Source organism: Pseudomonas sp. PGPPP1 (genome assembly GCF_002255865.1).
Lineage (GTDB): Bacteria > Pseudomonadota > Gammaproteobacteria > Pseudomonadales > Pseudomonadaceae > Aquipseudomonas > Aquipseudomonas cremoris.
Genome location: NZ_NKIG01000002.1, coordinates 246,798 through 264,413, shown reverse-complemented (window position 1 = coordinate 264,413; position 17,616 = coordinate 246,798). Strand labels below are relative to the sequence as shown.

Genomic DNA, 17,616 nt, shown 5'->3' with positions numbered 1-17,616 from the left:
GCGGCGTCTGAAAGGACCCGGTCAACAAAAACGCTCACAAGAAAAACCATCTGCAATCCCTCGCACTGTGTATTCAGGCGAGGGACTTTGCAGAGGTTGTCAGGGCAGGGGAGTAGAGCTTATCCGGCGGTTATGTGGGAAGTTTCGGCAGTTTTCGTTTTGGCCCGGCCCAGCACCAGGCTGCACAACGCTGGTAGGAACAACAGCGTCAGCACCGTGCCCACCAACACCCCGCCAATCAGCACGTAGGCCAGCGACGACCAGAATACCGACAGCGTCAGCGGTATAAATGCCAACGCCGCCGCCAACGCGGTCAGGATCACCGGTCGCGCTCGCCGCACCGTGGCTTCGATGATCGCTTCGCGAATCGCCATGCCCTGTTCCTGGTTCTGGCGAATCTGGTCGGTGAAGATCAGCGTGTTGCGCATCAGAATCCCGCCAATCCCGATCAACCCCAGGATCGCGTTGAAGCCGAATGGCTGGTTGAACAGCAACAAGGTCGGCACCGCCCCAATCAAGCCCAATGGCGCGGTGGCGAAGACCATGAACATCACGCCGAACGAGCGCACCTGGAACATGATCACTGTAAGGGTCAGCAGGATCATGATCGGGAACAACGCCGCCAGTGCGACGTTGGCCTTGGCGCTTTCTTCCACGGGGCCGCCGATGTCGATCTGGTAGCCGGCGGGCAACGTGGCGATCAGCGGTTGCAGGTCCTTGTACACGGCCATTTCCACGTCGGGCGGTTGTACGCCGTCGATAATGTCGGCACGCACCTCCACGGTGGCCGCGCGGTTGCGGCGCTTGAGGATGGGCTCCTCCATCACCGCCTGGAAATGCCCCACCTGTGCCAGCGGCACTGAGGTACCCGCGCTGTTGGTGAGGGTCATGTTATTGAGGTTGCCGAGGTTTTCGCGCTGGCTGCCTTGGGCGCGGGCAACTACGGACACCGTGCGGTTGCCTTCGCGGACTTCGGTGATCGGGTTGCCGCTAAGCAGGGCGTTGAGCTGGGATTTGACCTCGTTAGGGGTGAAACCCAGCAGCCGCAGGCGGTCTTGGTCCAACACCAGGCGATAGCCGCTGGTGCGCTCGCCCCAATCGAGGAAGGCGTCCTTGGTCAGTTTGTTGGCGGCGACGACTTTGCGCACGTCTTCGGACACGCTGCGCAGCACATCCACATTGGGCCCCGAAACACGGAACACCACCGGGAACGGTACCGGCGGGCCGAACAGCAGTTGGGTCACGCGCACGCGCGCAGAGGGAAATTCCCCGGCGGCAATGCGCTCACGCATGCGCACTTTCAAGGCATCACGGGCATGGGAATCCGGCGTCTGTACGATGAGTTTGGCAAACGCTGGGTCCGGCAGCTCAGGGTTCAGCGACAGGAAAAAGCGCGGTGCGCCGCCGCCCACATAGGTGTCGACCAGGGTGGTCTGCGGTTCTTCCATCAGTGCTTTTTCCAACTGCGCCGCCACCGCTTCAGTGCTTTTGAAGGCACTGCCTGGCGGCATATACACCTCCAGGATCAACTCGGAACGGTCGGAATTGGGGAAGAACTGTTTCTTGACTACACCCATGCCCAGCCCGCACAACACAAACGCCGTCACCACCAAACCGGTGACCATCCAGCGCCGGCGTACACAGGCTTCCACCAGCCCACGCAGTTTCTGGTAGTAACGCCCGGCGTAGATCGCATCATGGCCGCCCGGTACCGGTTTGATCTGCGGCAGCAATTTCACGCCGAGGTAGGGGGTGAACACCACTGCGACCAGCCAGGAAGAAATCAGCGCAAAACCTACGATCCAGAAGATATTGCCGGCATATTCCCCGGCGCCGGAGCGTGCAAACCCCACCGGCAGAAAGCCGATGATGGTCACCAACGTGCCGGTCAGCATCGGCGCAGCGGTGGAGCTCCAGGCAAAGGTCGCGGCGTGTATCCGGTCAAAACCCTCTTCAAGTTTCACCACCATCATCTCGATGGCGATGATCGCGTCGTCCACCAGCAGGCCCAGGGAGATGATCAATGCGCCGAGGGTAATGCGGTCAAATTCACGCCCGGTGAGCAGCATGATCACAAACACCACCGACAAGGTCAGCGGCACTGCGGCGGCCACCACCAACCCCACGCGAAAACCCAGCGCCAGCAGGCTGATCACCATCACCACCGCCAGGGCGACGAAGAATTTGAGCATGAATTCATTCACCGCCAGGCTGATGTTTTTCGCCTGGTCGGAGACCTTGGCGAAGTTCACGCCCAGCGGTAAATCGGCCTGGATTTTTGCTTCCTGGGCCTTGAGGCTTTTGTCCAGCTCCAGGCCGTTCCAGTGTTTCTCCATGATCACGCCGAGCATCAGCGCCGGGTCGCCCTGGTGGCGGATGCGATAGCTGGGCGGGTCTTCATAGCCTCGGCTGACGGTGGCCACATCGGCGATGCGCAGCACGCGGCCGTTGACTTCCAGCGGCACGTTTTCAATCAACGACAGGCTGTCGAACGCGCCATCGATACGGATATAGGCGCGCGCCCCTGCAGTCTCCACAAAGCCCGAAGGTGCCACGGCGTTTTGGGCGGCAAGGGCCTGGAAGATTTGATCCGGCTTGATGCCCAGCGTCGCCAGGCGCTCATAGGAAAACTCGACAAACACCCGTTGCGGCTGCTCGCCGAGGATATTGACCTTTTTCACCCCCGGCAGGTTAAGGAAGCCCTGGCGCAGTTCCTCGGCCATCTGCACCTGTTGTCGATGGGGCAGGTGTTCGGCCTCCAGGGCGTACAGCGCAAAGTACACATCGGAATATTCATCGTTGAAAAACGGCCCGATGACGCCCTTGGGCAGTTTCGCGGCCTCATCGCTGAGCTTCTTGCGGGTCTGGTAGAACAGGTCCTGGATTTCGCTGGGGAGAGTGGACTCCTTGAAGGTCATGCGCATGGACACAAAACCCGGTTGGGCGATGGTCTCGACACGGTCGTAGTAGTCCAGTTCCTGCAGGCGCTTTTCCAGGCGGTCGGCGACTTGTTCCTGCATTTCCTGGGCCGTGGCGCCAGGCCAGGCGGCGGTGATGGTCATGACCTTGACCGTGAACGACGGGTCTTCGGCACGCCCCAGCTTGCCGAACGAGAAGACCCCGGCGGCGAGGATCGCAAGGATCAGGAACAGCGTGACTGCGCGGTGCTTGACCGCCAGCTCTGAGAGATTGATACCGCGCATGCTCAGCGATCCTGCTTACGGTTGAGGGCCAGTTCCTGGGCGGGCAGCAGGCGCACGGCATCACCACTGTGCAGCAGGTGCGCGCCGAGGGCGACGATGATTTGGCCGGGGGCCACGCCGCTGTCGAGCAGGGCGTCTTCCTGGCCGAGGCTGGCGACCTTCACCGGGGCGAAGCTGACTTTGTCGTCTGCACCGATCAGCCACACCCCCGTGCCTTGCCCTGCATCCTGCAAGGCGCCGATAGGCACGCGGGTTTGCTGGGCCTGGCCGTTGCCTTGCAGGCGTACGGTGATGGTCGAGCCGAGCGCGAAGCGATCAAAGGTGCCGTGCAATACATAGCGGGCGCGGTAGGTGCGGGTGGTGGGATCGGCGCTGGCGGACAGTTCGCGCAAGGTTGCAGTCACCGCTTGATCGGGTGCGCCGAAGGGGAAGGCGAGGGCTTTTTGCGAGGCTTGGTCGCGCTGGTTTTCCGGCAGGTTGACGATGGCTTCACGGGCGCCGTCATGGGCCAGCCGCGCCACGATCTGCCCTTCGGCGACCACTTGGCCGCGATCCACCCGTACGTCGGTGATGATGCCGTCGCCATCCGCCTTGAGCACCGAGTAGGTGCGGCGGTTTTCGATCTGGCTGGCGTCGGATTGCGCCGAGGCCAACTCGGCTTCGGCGACCCGCAGGTTGGTCGCCGACTGGTCGAAGATCTGCCGCGACACGGCGCCGGTATTGGCCAGGCGCTGGTAACGGTTTTCATCGTCACGGCGCTGGCGCAGTTGGGCCTGGGCGGCGTTGACGCGGTTTTTGGCCGAGCGCAGCGCGAGTTCGAAATCGCCGATATCCAGCACCAGCAACGTGTCGCCACGGGAGACGTGCTGGCCAGGGTCGACCTTGCGCTCGATGACCTTGCCGCTGACCCGGAAGCCCAAGTCGCTTTCAGTTCGTGCAGCCACCACGCCGGTATAGGCGCTTTGCTGGGTGCCGGCCGCTTCAACTTTGGCCGCCAAAACCGGGCGTGGCGTGGGTACTTGGGCTGCGGTGTCGGCCTGGCTGTTGCAGCCGTTGAGCACAATCAACAGGGCCAGGGGCGTGAGAAGACGCAGGGGAAGAGGGTGCATGGCGGGCTCCGGGGGTGACCATTGGGCAAAAAATTATGGACATAATTTTTTACTAATATTATGGTCGAAATATAAATTAATCCAGCCCCAGGATGATCACCATGGCAAATGCTCCTGTTCCTTCACGCAACTTGTTGTTTTTGCTGGTGGCCCTTACGGCGCTGGGTGAAGTCTCGACCCAATTGATCATCCCTGGCCTGGGCACCATCGAGCAGGCATTGATGGCGCCGCCGGGTTCGGCGTTGATGGCGTTGTCGGCGTTTGTTGCTGCTTTTGGCCTGGGGCAATTGCTGTTCGGCCCGCTGTCGGACCGTATTGGTCGTCGCCCGGTATTGATCGGTGGCCTGGTGCTGTATGTCCTCGCGACCCTGTCGATGCTGTTGGTCAGCGACATCCACCAATTTATCGCCGCTCGCGTGCTGCAAGGCCTGGGCGCATGCGCCGCGCTGGTGCTGGCGCGCACCGTAGTACGCGATGTGTGGAAGGCCGAGGCGGGGCCTGCGTTGGCATTGACCATGATCGGCATGCTCTACGCCATTGTGGTGGCACCGATGGTTGGCGGTCTGCTGATCAAGCTGTTCGGTTGGCATGCGCCGATCGTGCTCGCGCTGGTGATTGGCAGCGTGGTGTTGCTGTTGGCGCTGCTGTTCTTTCGTGAAAGCAACCATTACCTCGACCCCAAAGCCGGCCACTGGCGCACGCTCGGCGGGCAATACCTCGACCTGCTCAAGGGCCGCCAATACCGCGCGTTCGCCGTGGCGCTGGCGTGCACCTACGGGGCGATGTTCGCGGTGATCGCCGGTTCATCGGCGGTGTTCATCAACCTGCTGGGGTTCAGCAGCCTGGAATACGGCATCAATTTTGGCCTGATCGTGTCGATGCTGATCGTGGGTTCCACCTACACCCGGCGCAATATTCTGCGCTTGGGGCCGCAGCGCATTGTGGCGATGGGCGTGACGATGGTTGCGGTCGGTGGGATTTCGGCGGTAGTGATTTACGAGCTGTTCGGGCTGTCGGTGCTGGGCCTGGATATTCCGATTGCCTTGGTCACCCTTGGCGGTGGGCTGGTCTTGCCCGGGTCGGTTACGGGGGCCGTGATGCCCAACGCGCACCGCGCGGGTTTGGCGGCAGGTTTGATGGGGTTTGCGCAGATGTTCGGTGCCACTTGCAGCGGTCTGTTGCTGAGCCAACTGCGTGACGGCAGCGCCACGCCGATGATCCTCATCCAGGCGAGCTTTGCGGTGACGGCCTTTGTGGCGTTTCACCTGTTGCGTCAACGCAAGGCCAATGGATTGTCCTATACATAGAACGATCCAGGCTGCTTTTGCCCGCTAGTGCTAATGCAGCAACGGATTTAAGGTGTACCCACTTTGGAGGTACACCATGAAAAAATTGATCGGCATCTACACCAGCCCTCGCGGCCATTGGGTCGGCGACGGTTTCCCGGTGCGCACGCTGTTTTCCTACGACAATTTGGGCAAGCACATCAGCCCATTCTTGTTGCTGGACCACGCAGGCCCGGCGGACTTCACCCCGACCACTGAGCGTCGCGGTGTAGGCCAACACCCCCATCGCGGCTTTGAAACCGTGACCATCGTCTACGACGGCGAAGTCGAACACCGCGACTCCACCGGCGCCGGTGGCACCATCGGTCCTGGCGACGTGCAATGGATGACCGCTGCCCGAGGCATCATCCACGAAGAGTTCCACTCCGAAGCCTTCGCCCGCAAAGGCGGCGCGCTGGAGATGGTGCAACTGTGGGTCAACCTGCCGGCCAAGGACAAAATGGCCGACGCCGGTTACCAGACGATTGTCGACGGTGACATCCCCGTGCTGCCGCTGGCCGACGCCGCCGGGCACCTACGCCTGATCGCCGGCGAGTTCGACGGCGTGCAAGGCCCGGCGCGCACCTTTACCCCGATAGACGTGTGGGACTTGCGCCTCAACGCCGGCAAGCCAGTGACCCTGGACCTGCACGCAGGGCGCAATACTGCCCTGGTGATCCTGCGCGGCACGGTATTGGTCAACGGCGAAGAAGTGGCGCGCCAGGGCCAGTTGGTGTTGTTCGAGCGCGATGGCAGTCAGCTCAGCCTGGAAGCCAATGACGATGCCAAGGTGTTGTTGCTCAGCGGTGAGCCGATTGATGAACCCATCGTGGGGCACGGGCCGTTTGTGATGAACACCGAGCAGGAGATTCATCAGGCGTTTGAGGATTTTCACTCGGGTAGGTTTGGGCAGGTGTAGAGCTATTAACCTGTGGCATAACTTCAGGGGGAGAGCCTGCGGCAGAGGGTCAGGCTTTCACCCACCCTTAAGTGCTGTTAAAACGGTCAACTGAAAACGCCGATAGAGAAAAACAGGGTTTCTGGCCAACAGCCATATTGGCTAAAGCATCTCCGATAGCCGGTGCAAATTTGTATCCATGCCCTGAGCAAGCAGAAGCAAAATAAGCTTTCTTAAGTGTTTTAGATTTCCCGATCAAAAAAGATTCATCCGTACTCATCGTATAAAAGCAGCTTTTTACGTGTGTGGGTAAGCTCTCAAGTTTAGGGAAGATGGAGGTGATGGCTTCCGATATTTCAGTTATGTGTTTTTGCTGGATCGGAGTGTTTTTCCAGTCGGCGTTTGCTGGAGTTTGCTGTCTATTATGAAAACCGATTTTTACGCCAGGTTCACTACTTGATATTGACGGAACACCGTAAAGAATATCGCCATTTTCGAACTCGTAAAGAAAGACCGGAAAGTTTTCTTTCAAAAAATACCGTTCCGATTTCGCTTTTGGACTAAACCAGTAAATGGGTACCTGTCGTGGTTCGAGGTGTTCTGTCAGCTCCTTCATAAGGTTGTTAGTCATCCATGGGCCAGTTGTTACAATGACAGATTTTGCGTAGTGGGTACACCCGCGTTTGGTTGTTGCACGTACACCTGCTTCATGGTTTTCAAGACATACAACGTTGTCACCAAACTCAATTCTAGCTCCATGTCGAACTGCCTCATTCATCATCTCCAATCTGGAATCGCGAGCTGAGATCGCATACGCCCCGGGCTCATATACAGCGTGCATCCCATCGTGCACATTGAATGCAGGAAGAAAACCTCTGATATTTGACGAGGTAAGGACTTCATGATCAATACCGCCTCTGTTTGCAGTTTTAATGCTGCCGTCTACTATACTGCTCGATTTTGGCCCGATGAAAATACCCCCGGTATGAAATAGAATTTTCTTATCGGTTGACTGCGCCAGCTCGTGCCATAAAAAGTCGGCATGATTTAGGAGTGGAAGATATTGCTCACCTTCCCAATAAGCGCGGCGAAAAATCCTAGACTCCCCGTGAGAAGACCCATAGCAATGAGTGGGGCCTGCGGCGTCAATACCTAATACCTTAGTGCATTTTTGAGCAGCTCTCCATAATGTCGATGCCCCCATTACGCCAAGTCCTATGACTATCACATCATGTACATTCTTCATTTTTGGTTTCTCTTTTTGAAGGCTGAGGCGTATGTGATAGATACAGTCATCGCAATTGTTAATGTGGTTAATATTACTATTATTGCGCTAGAGGGTGTTGGTCTAAAGGTGATGAGTGAAACGGCTATAAGCGTAAGTGGCAGTATGAACTGCAAGAAGCCTGTCAGGGATAGCGGTATTTTTCCGGTGGCGTAAGAGAATAGTATTAAAGGGGTTGTGGATACCACACCGGCTAGCCATATTAAGCGAGTCGGGTGTGACATGAGTTCGTTGGGAGGTGTGATTGTAAAACCGCAAAGCCAGATGGCTAGGGCTAGGCAGGCTGTTAAGAATAGGGTTTCTATGAATAAACCACTTATGGCATCCAGGTTGCTGGCTTTTTTTATATAGGTATAAATCCCCCATGTGCTGGCGATTAATAAATAAACCCAATGATTTAATTTTTCAGTGAGAGTGATAAGGAGGATGATAGAGCCGAGTGCAATGCCAGTTGACAAAAGCTCTCTTGTTCTAATTTTTTCATGGTAGATTGCAGCGCCTAGTGCGATTGAGATAAAAGGCGCTAAAAGATATCCAAGTCCGCTCTCAAGAATGGCTCCGTTAATGGATGACCAAATAAATGCGCCCCAGTTTATGGCGATGAAGACCGAAGCGGTGCAGTGCAGGATCAATGTTTTTGGGTTGAATATTATTTTGTGGGCAAAGTGTCGAAAAATTAAAATAAAAACACTGATCATGATTGTCGATAATATTATTCTGTAGGCAACTAAGGTTGTAGGTGGTATTTCGCTAAGTTCTCTCCAGTAAAGCGCCGATGTACCCAAAAAAAAGTGCGCTAGCGCAGATAGAATAATGGGAAAGGTATGAGGCTTGAAATTGCTGGTCAGTAGGCTCATGGTGAGGCCGTAGGGCGGTGAAAGAATTCAATTATTTCATATGACCAATAAATAGTTCCGTTACTGTCTACCGAATTCTTCCATTTCGGCCCTGCGGGCAGGGTCCGTATCAATGATAGTCGTCGATATGTCTTGGGTTGAACGTTTCAAACCGACGGCGATTGCACCTCCCATATGCCCGGCGCCGATAATTAATATTTTTATTGGATGTGTCATAATCGCGCCTCCAACGGTTTATTAAAATTTTATTATTTTTGCGTACTTGGAGATTTCAGTTTTGTACTGTGTTCGGCATATATCAAGCTTTGAACTTCCTAAATTCATGTAGTCCATTTCTGGGGGCGGAATATTCTGAGCGTTAGTTTTTATGTTTGGTGCGGCTTATGTGCAGAAAAATTATGCATTAGGTAAAGCCTTCATTGCCTTAAATGCTCGGTGACTTAGCTCCAGCACGAGTTTGCCAGAGCTGTTCCGCCCCTAATTTTCTTGGTGGTATACCCGCCATCCGCATTTCATGCGATCTTCACGACATTCGCCCTGGAGTCGCCTGGATGCCGTCATTTATCTCCGATCACCCGATGCTCTGCGCGTTGGCGCTGATCTTCATCGACATCGCCGTTTGGCGCCTGATCTCCGTCAACCTTGCCAATTGGAAGCTCGCCGCACGCTTGGTTATCTTTGCCGTGTTCAGCGCCGTGCTGTTCAACGATGGCATGAACCCCATGCTCGTCGCGCCTTACGCCGACAACACCGCGCTGCACTTGGCGGCCACGGCCTTGCAGATCGGCTGGTGGTTGTTCGCGGCGCGTACGCTGACGGTGTTGCTTGGCACGCTGATGATGCAGCGCGTCGGGCACACCGGGCGGTTGTTGCAGGACTTGATGGGCGCGGTGATTTTCCTGATCGCGATCATCGCCGCACTGGCCTACGTGCTCGACCTGCCAGTGAAGGGCGTGCTCGCCACCTCCGGCGCGGTGGCGATCATCGTCGGCCTGGCCTTGCAAAGCACGTTGAGCGATGTGTTTTCCGGGATCGTGCTCAACACCACCAAGCCTTATCAGCTGGATGACTGGATTTCCATCGACGGCACCGAGGGCCGGGTGACGGATATCGACTGGCGTGCCACGCGCCTGCAGACTTCCCAAGGCAGCATGGCGGTGATTCCCAACTCCTTGGCGGCCAAGGCCAAGATCATCAACTTCTCGCGCCCGGCGGATATGTTCGGCTTGGCAGTCAGCCTGCAAGTCAGCCCGCATGCGCGGCCGCAAACCGTGATCGAGGCGTTGGAGCGGGCCATGCAGGGGTGCCGGCCGTTACTGGCGAAACCGGCGCCCAGCGTGGCCTTCAAAACTAGTGGCAGTGGCGGCGTGGAGTACGAAATCAGCGGCTTTGTGCCGGCCATGACCCTCAAGCGTGAAGTACGCAACCAGCTTTACGATTTGGCCTTCCGGCACTTGCAGGCCGCCGGGGTAAGCCTGCTGTCTGCCACTGAAAGCAGCGCACCGCCGACCATGTCGGCAGCGCGGGCGTTGCTGGAGCGATCGTCGATTTTCTCCACCCTGCGCCAGGAAGAAAAAGACACCTTCAGCCACAACATGACCCTGCACACCTACCGCACCGGCGAGATGATTTTGCCGGCGGCTGAGGTCAGCGATCATTTGTTTATCGTCGAGACCGGTGTGGTCTCGGTGATGTTGATCAAGGACGGCCATAAGTTCGAAGCCGGGCGCATGGGGCCGGGGGAGGTCATCGGCGAGGCTGGGATCCTGTCCGACCAGGCGGCGCTGGCGGATTTCACCGCCAAGACCTTTTGCACCCTCTATCGCATCGAAAAGGAATACCTCAAGCCCTGCCTGGACGCGCGGCATGACATTGGCGAGGCGATGAAGGCGTTATTGGATTTTCGCCTGCATGCGGCCCAGACCCTGACCCAGGAAGCCCCGGTGGTGCCGGTGAAAAAGGGCTTCCTGCAGTGGTTGCGCAAGCGCGGCCTGTAGGCGGATTGGTCACCTGTTCTTAGGCACAATTGGATATTTCTCCCGAGCGGTGCGGTGACTAATCTAGTCACCAATCCCCACCGTTCTGGAGTTTCACCATGCAAACCCGTACCGATTTCTACACCGCCTCCCCAGATGCCATGAAAGCCATGCTGGCCCTGGAAGCCGCAGTCGGCAAACTGTCCATCGAACTGCCGCTGCTGGAACTGGTGCGCCTGCGTGTGTCGCAGATCAACGGCTGCGCGTTCTGCCTCGACATGCACACCGCCGATGCCCGCAAGGGTGGCGAAACCGAGCGTCGCCTGTACACCGTGTCGGCCTGGCGTGAAACGCCGTTCTTCACCCCGCGTGAACGTGCCGCTTTGGCCTGGGCCGAAAGCCTGACCCTGATCAGCCACACCCACGCCCCGGACGAAGACTTCAATGCACTGGCCGAGCAATTCAGCGCCCAGGAACAGATCGACCTGAGCGTGGCGATTGCCACCATCAACAGCTGGAACCGTTTGGCGGTGGGTTTCCGCAAGATGCCTAAGTAATCAGAAGTTGACCGAAGCACTCAGGCGCGCCGTCAACGGCGCGCCCTGGAACAGATAGTCATCGCCCATGTATTCGCCCACGTCGCGCCAGTAGCGCTTGTCGAACAGGTTGTCGACGCTGAGGCGGAACACCGTTTCATAACCGTCTACCTTTGTGGTGTAGCGGCTGCCCACATTCACCACCGCGTAATCCCCCACTTCGACATTGCCAGTACGGTTGGCGTACTTTTTGGCGCTGTATTGCACACCGCCCAACACCGCCAGGCCGTTGACCCACGGCAACGCATAATCGGCATATACACTGGCGCGCAGTTTGGGCACGTTGATCGCTTGGTGGCCTTCGTATTCCGGGGTGCCGCTGCCGGTGACCCGGGCACGAATCGCTGCCACGCTGGTTGCGATCTGCAAGCGCTCGGTGGCCCAGCCATTGGCCGACAATTCCAGGCCCGTATTTTTTTGCTGACCCTGTTGCACGTAGGTGAACTCACCCGCGCCGTCGGGCTTGGCGTACTGGTACGCCTGACGTGTCTGGAACACGGCGGCGGCGAAGCTAATACGGCGCCAGTCGTATTTCACCCCGGCTTCGATCTGGCGGGAGGTAGTGGGGGCCAGCGTGTCGTCCGAGTTCTTCGCGAACCACGGCGCGGTACCGCCCAGGGACAGGCCTTTGCTGTAGCTGGTGTACAGCGAGATGTTTTCTACCGGCTTGTAGATCAACGAAGCCTGAGGCAGGAACACGTATTGCTGGGTGTGGCGTGTCTGGTTGCCAGTGGCGCCGTCGAAGGCTTTTTCATCCAGGCGCACTTCGCGTCCGCCCAGGATGGTCTGCCATTGCTCGTTGAAGCGAATGCGATCGGTGACAAACAGGCCATATTGGCGGCTGTCCAGGTTGCGATGGCTGTCGTTCACCGGTACATCGGTGGGCGTAAACGTCGGTGCGTCAGCGTTGATGTTGCCACTGCCGATCCACTCGTTGACCGATTTGCGTTTGTCGATCACGCGGCGGAACGCGCTGGTGCCGAGGGTCAGTTCATGCCCCAGGCCAGCGGTGTCGAACAGCCCGGTCATGGCTGCCTGTACTTCGTCGTCACGGCGGGTGTCGTCGGGGCTGCGGTAGTCGTAGATGTCGTAATTGCCTTCTGGGGTGAAGTAGTTGCCGACGCCGTTGGTATCGCCACCCCAGGCAAACGAACTGTAATCGTCAATCACCACTTTGCTGCGCGCCGCGCTGACACTGCCTTTCCACTGATCACTGAAACGGTATTCAAACTTGCCGTTGAGGTTCAACGAATCAATCCTCACCTGCTTGGACCCACTCTGGTGCCCCAGCAGTTTTTTCGGCGAGGCTTCATGGGGCACTTCGGTACCGCCCAACAATTGGTAACCGGGCACCGAGCGTTGCTGCTTGTTCTGGTATTCGGCATCCAGTTGCAGCACCGCGTCGGGGCTGATGTTCCAGTCGAACGCCAGGGACACGAAATCACGCTGGCCGTTGGCATGTTCCACGTAGGAATTCAGGTCTTCATGGGCGACGTTGGCGCGCAGGCCGAATTGCTGCTCGCTGCCAAACCAGCCGCCGACGTCGGTGGCGACGTAGCCGCTGCCCCGGTCATCGGTAGAAACGGTCACCGAACGCACATCTTCCGGGCGCTTGGTCACGTAGTTGATCACGCCGCTCGGCTCGGAGATCCCGCTCTGCAAACCGGCCAGGCCCTTGAGCACTTCCACTTGCTGTTTGTTTTCCAGCGCCACGTTCTGTTCGCCGGTGATGGTGCGCCCGTTGATCTTGTAGCTGCTGGCCGCATTCAGCGAGAACCCGCGCACTACAAAGTTTTCGTAGTAGCCGATGGGCGCATAGCTGTCGCCCACCGAGGCATCGTTGCGCAGCACTTCACTGAGCAGGCGCGCTTGCTGGTCCTTGATCAGTGCCGCGTTGATCACGGTGATCGAGGCTGGGGTATCGAGCAGGGGGGCTTCGTCGAAGCCCGCCACCGAAGCGGTTTCGCTGCGCAGGCCGGACTCATCCTGGCCCAGGACCTTCACCGCCGGCAGTTCCAGCTCAGCCGCGAAGCTGCCGCCGATACCGCCACTGAGCAGCAAGCCGAGGGCGAAACGTGAAGTGACGATGGGACGAAAACGCAAAACCATGGGGGCAGGGCCTTAAAGCGCAGGGCGGGGGGCGCATAAGCTAGGCATAAGTGCGCACTTTTACAAGTTTTCGAGAATGGTTCGCGGCTTGAGACAACCCGTCTCAGCCCCCATGCCGATTCATCCGGCCCTCGACAGCCCTGGCATGCACCTGCGATAGACAAGGCTTCCCTCATCATTGCAGGAGAGTGTCATGGCTATTGCTGGAAAAGTCGCGCTGGTCACCGGCGCCGGGCAAGGCATCGGCCGGGCCATTGCGTTGCGGCTGGCACGAGACGGTGCCGATATCGCCCTGGTGGATATCAATGGCGCCAAGCTCGAAGCGGTGGCTGCCGAAGTGGTGGCCCTGGGTCGTAAAGCCTCGGTGTTCATCGCCGACGTGTCCAAGCGTGAGCAAGTAGTTGCGGCGGTAGAGCACGCTCACCAGACCCTTGGCGGCTTTGACATCATCGTCAACAACGCCGGGGTCGCGCAGATCGACTCACTGCTGGACGTGAGCCCGGAACAGGTCGAGCGCACCTTGGGCATCAACGTGCAGGGCGTGTTGTGGGGCATCCAGGCGGCTGGCAAGAAATTCAAGGCGCTCAAGCAAAAGGGCAAGATCATCAATGCCTGTTCCATCGCCGGCCATGAGGGCTTCGCGTTGCTGGGCGTGTACTCGGCCACCAAGTTTGCCGTGCGTGCGTTGACCCAGGCAGCGGCCAAGGAATTGGCCAGCAGCGGGATCACCGTGAACGCTTATTGCCCGGGTGTGGTGGGCACCGATATGTGGGTGGAGATCGATAAGCGCATGGCTGAAATTACTGGCGCTGAAGTGGGGGCGACGTACAAGAAGTATGTGGATGGTATTGCATTGGGCCGGGCGGAAACGCCGGAGGATGTGGCGGGGTTGGTGTCGTTTCTCGCCGGACCGGATGCGGACTACATGACCGGGCAGGCGCCGCTGATTGATGGCGGTCTGGTCTACCGCTAAACCTCCAGTTGTGCTCGGTCTACTGTGGGAGCTGGCTTGCCTGCGATAGCGGTGTATCAGTGCCAAATCAGAGCGCTGACCCACCGCTATCGCAGGCAAGCCAGCTCCCACATTTTGATCCCATTGTGTCAGGAGGCTTTGTTGGGCATGTCGATCCCCAGTTGGTTGACCCGGCGATACAGAGTTGCCCTGGAAATCCCCAACGCCTGCGCCGTCGGCAATGGCTTCCAGCGATGGCGAATCAACGCATCCAACACCACTTGGCGCTCCTGGCTCACGCTCTGTTCAACCAACGCTTCCATCTGATCCCCGCGCACCTCCACCGGCAAATCCGCCACCTGTAGCGTGTCGCCTTCGCACACCGCGCAGGCATACGCCAGCACATGCCGTAGTTGCCGCACATTCCCCGGCCAGGCGTAGCCCAACAGCAACCCCAGCGCCGCCTGGCCGATGCCCACCGACACCCCGCTATTGCGCGCTTCCTGTTCCAGCAGACGGTTGATCAACGCCAGCTTGTCCGTGCGTTCGCGCAACGGCGGCAGACAGAAGCGTGCGCAACCGAGGCGAAAGTAAAGGTCTTCACGAAAGCGGCCTTCGTTCACCAATACCGCCAAGTCGCGGTGGCTGGCGCCGATCACCTGGATATCCACTGTGCGGGTTTTCGCTGATCCCAGCGGTGCAACTTCACCTTCGGCCATCACCCGCAGCAGGCGGGTCTGCAAGGCCAACGGCATGTCGCCGATTTCATCGAGGAACAGGGTGCCGCCATCCGCTTGCAGCAACAGCCCCGGCATGCCTTTGCTGGACGCACCGGTAAAGGCCCCGGCCACGTAGCCGAACAACTCGCTTTCGATGAGGTTCTCGGGGATGGCCGCGCAATTCACCGCCACAAACGGCCCCCCACGGCGGGCGCTGCGTTCATGCAACTGGCGGGCGAAGACTTCCTTGCCGGCGCCGGTTTCGCCTTGCACCAGCACCGGCAGGTTACGGTCCTTGACCCGCACGGCCAGGCGCAGGTGTTCTTCCACGCGCGCATCCACCAAAGGCATCACCGCTGCCCGCGTCGGTTTGCGACGTGGCGCGTTGACCCGCACGTGCAAGGCGCCCGGTTCCCCCAGCCAATGCAGGTGCTGGGCGGATTGATCGGTGACGGCGCGCAAGGCATCCAGGTCGAATACCTCGCCGATGTGCTCCGGCACTTGGCCAAAACGCAGGCGTAAAGCCTGGCGCGCCTTGCTGTTCAAGGCCTGCAAGCGACCGTCCTGGTCCCAGGCCAGCAACAGGTCCGGTTGGCTGTCGACAAAGCCAGGGGTGCTGTGGGCTTGCAGTACCCAATGCTGGCGGGCGCTGTGCATGAAGAAGGCGTTTTCGATGGCCTCGGCACTTTGCGCCACCATTTGGCGCACCAGGTGTTGGCTGCGTCGGTCATCTGGGGACTTGAGCGCCGAGGCGTCCATCACCCCCAGCAGATTGCCCTGCGGGTCGAAGATTGGTGCGGCGGAGCAGGTCAGGCCAATGAACGCGGCACGAAAGTGATCGCGCTTGTGCACGGTCACGGCGGCCTTACTGGTGAGTACGGTGGCCACGCCGCAGGTACCTTCTTCGGCTTCTGACCAGCAGGTGCCGAGGTACAGGCCGGCTTTGCGGCAGTCGTTGCGAATCGCGGCGTCCACGCGGTGGTCGATGGTCTGGCCCTGGGCGTCGGTGAGCATCACGCAGTAGTCGGCTTGGCGCACGCGATGATGCAGTTGCCCGACCGCTTCACCGGCGATGCGCATGAACAGTTCGGCGCGGTCGCGGCATTCCTTGAGCAAGGGTTCGGTGAGGATGCGCGGCCCTTGCAGCGAGCCAGGGTCCAGGTGGTGTTGCTCCATGGAGCGCCGCCAGGAATCGAAAATCAGCGACGGCACCGGCGCCTGGGGCAGGCGGTCGGCATTGCGGACCACGCGACTGACGCAGTCGACGTGCTCTCTGGAGTTCGCGGCGAGCATAAGGCCTCCGGTTCTCGATCTTTGTTGTTATGCCCGCCATTAAGCGCGCATGCGTCGGGAGGGACAAGTGCAGCCTGACCAACTGCCAGCCTGAGACGCAGCGTCTCATTTGGCTTGAGACGCGGCCTGCGTGTTGCAATGCCCGGTCTCATTCTGCGATGGCCGCTCTGGTGCGGCAACCGCTCTGGGTCAAGGTTTTGCCAGGTTTTTAAACACCTTGGCACAGGCTGTGCTGAAGGGGTTTTAGCTGAACACCCTCAGCCTTTTGTGTGTCGAGACAACCTGGAGAACAACAAGATGTCCACTCACCTGTCCACCGATCAATTGCTCCATGCCTACACCGTGATGCGCACCATCCGTGATTTCGAAGAACGCCTGCATGTGGAATTTGCCACCGGTGAAATCCCCGGCTTCGTGCACCTCTACGCGGGTCAGGAGGCCAGCGCCGCCGGGGTCATGGCCCACCTCAACGATGAAGATTGCATCGCCTCCAACCACCGTGGCCACGGCCATTGCATCGCCAAGGGCGTGGATGTGTTCGGCATGATGGCCGAGATCTACGGCAAGAAAACCGGCGTGTGCGGCGGCAAGGGCGGCTCCATGCACATCGCCGACCAGGAGAAGGGCATGCTCGGCGCCAACGGCATCGTCGGTGCCGGCGCGCCGCTGGCGGCGGGTGCAGCACTGGCGGCCAAGCTCAAGGGCAGCCAGGGCGTGGCCGTGGCGTTTTTTGGTGACGGCGGCTCCAACGAAGGCGCGGTGTTCGAAGCCATGAACCTGGCCGCCATCATGAAACTGCCGTGCCTATTCGTCGCGGAAAACAACGGTTATGCCGAGGCCACCGGCTCCGGTTGGTCAGTGGCGTGCAAGGACATCGCCGAGCGCGCGGTGGGCTTTGGCATGCCGGGGGTGATTGTCGATGGCAATGATTTCTTTGCCGTGCACGAGGCGCTTGGGGTTGCCGTTTCGAGGGCGCGCAAGGGCGAGGGGCCGACCCTGGTTGAAGTGAAGTTGAGCCGCTTCTACGGCCACTTCGAAGGCGACGCACAAACCTATCGCGGCCCCGATGAAGTGAAAAACCTGCGCGAAAGCGCCGATTGCCTGGCGCTGTTTCGCAAGCGTTGCAACGCCGAAGGCTGGCTGGAGGCGGCGCAGTTCGAACGCATCGACAGCGAAGTCGCGCAGTTGATCGAAGACGCCGTGCGCCGGGCCAAGTCCGATCCCAAACCTCAGGCCGCCGACCTGCTCAGTGACGTCTACGTCGCCTACCACTCATAACAACAATATCCGGAGA

The 17,616-nt window shown here is 59.1% G+C and carries 13 protein-coding genes; 6 read left to right on the top strand and 7 right to left on the bottom strand.

The window, feature by feature from the left end; translation table 11 throughout:
* Window positions 1–119: 119 nt before the first annotated feature.
* Window positions 120–3,203, bottom strand: a complete 3,084-nt coding sequence (locus tag CFE47_RS05775) for an efflux RND transporter permease subunit (RefSeq protein ID WP_286835884.1) — start codon at window positions 3,201–3,203, stop codon at window positions 120–122.
* Between the two features lie 2 nt (window positions 3,204–3,205).
* Window positions 3,206–4,312: an efflux RND transporter periplasmic adaptor subunit gene (locus tag CFE47_RS05770; protein WP_286835883.1), complete on the bottom strand. Its 1,107-nt coding sequence runs from the start codon at window positions 4,310–4,312 to the stop codon at window positions 3,206–3,208.
* Window positions 4,313–4,413: 101 nt separating this feature from the next.
* Here CFE47_RS05770 and CFE47_RS05765 point away from each other — a divergent pair, with 101 nt between their 5' ends.
* Complete coding sequence (locus tag CFE47_RS05765; protein WP_286835882.1) at window positions 4,414–5,619, top strand: multidrug effflux MFS transporter; 1,206 nt, start codon at window positions 4,414–4,416, stop codon at window positions 5,617–5,619.
* 76 nt (window positions 5,620–5,695) lie between these two features.
* Window positions 5,696–6,556 carry a pirin family protein gene (locus tag CFE47_RS05760; RefSeq protein WP_286835881.1) on the top strand — a complete coding sequence of 287 codons (861 nt, stop codon included), beginning with the start codon at window positions 5,696–5,698 and terminating at the stop codon, window positions 6,554–6,556.
* A 67-nt stretch (window positions 6,557–6,623) separates the two neighbouring features.
* On the opposite strand, the gene solA is transcribed toward CFE47_RS05760, so the two are convergent.
* The 3 genes from solA to CFE47_RS31660 are packed head-to-tail and all read right to left on the bottom strand — an operon-like array spanning window position 6,624 to window position 8,893.
* Window positions 6,624–7,781, bottom strand: coding sequence for an N-methyl-L-tryptophan oxidase (gene solA, locus CFE47_RS05755; protein WP_286835880.1), 1,158 nt, complete (start codon window positions 7,779–7,781; stop codon window positions 6,624–6,626).
* Window positions 7,778–8,677: an EamA family transporter gene (locus CFE47_RS05750; protein WP_286835879.1), complete on the bottom strand. Its 900-nt coding sequence runs from the start codon at window positions 8,675–8,677 to the stop codon at window positions 7,778–7,780. The genes solA and CFE47_RS05750 overlap by 4 nt, the downstream gene beginning before the upstream one ends.
* Before the next feature lie 60 nt (window positions 8,678–8,737).
* On the bottom strand, window positions 8,738–8,893 hold the full coding sequence (locus tag CFE47_RS31660; protein ID WP_353744891.1) for an NAD-binding protein: 156 nt from the start codon (window positions 8,891–8,893) through the stop codon (window positions 8,738–8,740).
* A gap of 335 nt (window positions 8,894–9,228) precedes the next feature.
* Here CFE47_RS31660 and CFE47_RS05745 point away from each other — a divergent pair, with 335 nt between their 5' ends.
* Window positions 9,229–10,674: a mechanosensitive ion channel family protein gene (locus tag CFE47_RS05745; protein WP_286835878.1), complete on the top strand. Its 1,446-nt coding sequence runs from the start codon at window positions 9,229–9,231 to the stop codon at window positions 10,672–10,674.
* A 98-nt stretch (window positions 10,675–10,772) separates the two neighbouring features.
* Window positions 10,773–11,210 (top strand): carboxymuconolactone decarboxylase family protein, encoded by a 438-nt coding sequence (locus CFE47_RS05740; RefSeq protein WP_105698038.1) that lies wholly within the window; start codon window positions 10,773–10,775, stop codon window positions 11,208–11,210.
* On the opposite strand, the gene CFE47_RS05735 is transcribed toward CFE47_RS05740, so the two are convergent.
* Window positions 11,211–13,358: a TonB-dependent siderophore receptor gene (locus tag CFE47_RS05735; protein ID WP_286835877.1), complete on the bottom strand. Its 2,148-nt coding sequence runs from the start codon at window positions 13,356–13,358 to the stop codon at window positions 11,211–11,213.
* Window positions 13,359–13,551: 193 nt separating this feature from the next.
* Here CFE47_RS05735 and CFE47_RS05730 point away from each other — a divergent pair, with 193 nt between their 5' ends.
* Entirely contained in the window at window positions 13,552–14,331 is a 780-nt protein-coding gene (locus tag CFE47_RS05730; RefSeq protein ID WP_286835876.1) for an acetoin reductase, read from the top strand.
* A 128-nt stretch (window positions 14,332–14,459) separates the two neighbouring features.
* Here the strand turns inward: CFE47_RS05730 and CFE47_RS05725 are convergent, their stop codons facing one another.
* The gene (locus tag CFE47_RS05725; RefSeq protein ID WP_286835875.1) at window positions 14,460–16,322 is read right to left on the bottom strand and encodes a sigma-54-dependent Fis family transcriptional regulator; all 1,863 of its coding nucleotides are present in this window, start codon (window positions 16,320–16,322) and stop codon (window positions 14,460–14,462) included.
* Between the two features lie 297 nt (window positions 16,323–16,619).
* Here CFE47_RS05725 and CFE47_RS05720 point away from each other — a divergent pair, with 297 nt between their 5' ends.
* Window positions 16,620–17,600 carry a thiamine pyrophosphate-dependent dehydrogenase E1 component subunit alpha gene (locus CFE47_RS05720; RefSeq protein WP_286835874.1) on the top strand — a complete coding sequence of 327 codons (981 nt, stop codon included), beginning with the start codon at window positions 16,620–16,622 and terminating at the stop codon, window positions 17,598–17,600.
* Window positions 17,601–17,616: the final 16 nt, after the last annotated feature.

What these genes read in the sequence shown, in the direction of transcription:
- CFE47_RS05775 (WP_286835884.1), bottom strand. Translation starts at nt 3,203, where the DNA reads ATGCGCGGTATCAATCTCTCAGAGCTGGCGGTCAAGCACCGCGCAGTC.
- CFE47_RS31660 (WP_353744891.1), bottom strand. Translation starts at nt 8,893, where the DNA reads ATGACACATCCAATAAAAATATTAATTATCGGCGCCGGGCATATGGGA.
- CFE47_RS05770 (WP_286835883.1), bottom strand. Translation starts at nt 4,312, where the DNA reads ATGCACCCTCTTCCCCTGCGTCTTCTCACGCCCCTGGCCCTGTTGATT.
- CFE47_RS05735 (WP_286835877.1), bottom strand. Translation starts at nt 13,358, where the DNA reads ATGGTTTTGCGTTTTCGTCCCATCGTCACTTCACGTTTCGCCCTCGGC.
- CFE47_RS05740 (WP_105698038.1), top strand. Translation starts at nt 10,773, where the DNA reads ATGCAAACCCGTACCGATTTCTACACCGCCTCCCCAGATGCCATGAAA.
- CFE47_RS05730 (WP_286835876.1), top strand. Translation starts at nt 13,552, where the DNA reads ATGGCTATTGCTGGAAAAGTCGCGCTGGTCACCGGCGCCGGGCAAGGC.
- CFE47_RS05720 (WP_286835874.1), top strand. Translation starts at nt 16,620, where the DNA reads ATGTCCACTCACCTGTCCACCGATCAATTGCTCCATGCCTACACCGTG.
- CFE47_RS05765 (WP_286835882.1), top strand. Translation starts at nt 4,414, where the DNA reads ATGGCAAATGCTCCTGTTCCTTCACGCAACTTGTTGTTTTTGCTGGTG.
- solA (WP_286835880.1), bottom strand. Translation starts at nt 7,781, where the DNA reads ATGAAGAATGTACATGATGTGATAGTCATAGGACTTGGCGTAATGGGG.
- CFE47_RS05760 (WP_286835881.1), top strand. Translation starts at nt 5,696, where the DNA reads ATGAAAAAATTGATCGGCATCTACACCAGCCCTCGCGGCCATTGGGTC.
- CFE47_RS05750 (WP_286835879.1), bottom strand. Translation starts at nt 8,677, where the DNA reads ATGAGCCTACTGACCAGCAATTTCAAGCCTCATACCTTTCCCATTATT.
- CFE47_RS05725 (WP_286835875.1), bottom strand. Translation starts at nt 16,322, where the DNA reads ATGCTCGCCGCGAACTCCAGAGAGCACGTCGACTGCGTCAGTCGCGTG.
- CFE47_RS05745 (WP_286835878.1), top strand. Translation starts at nt 9,229, where the DNA reads ATGCCGTCATTTATCTCCGATCACCCGATGCTCTGCGCGTTGGCGCTG.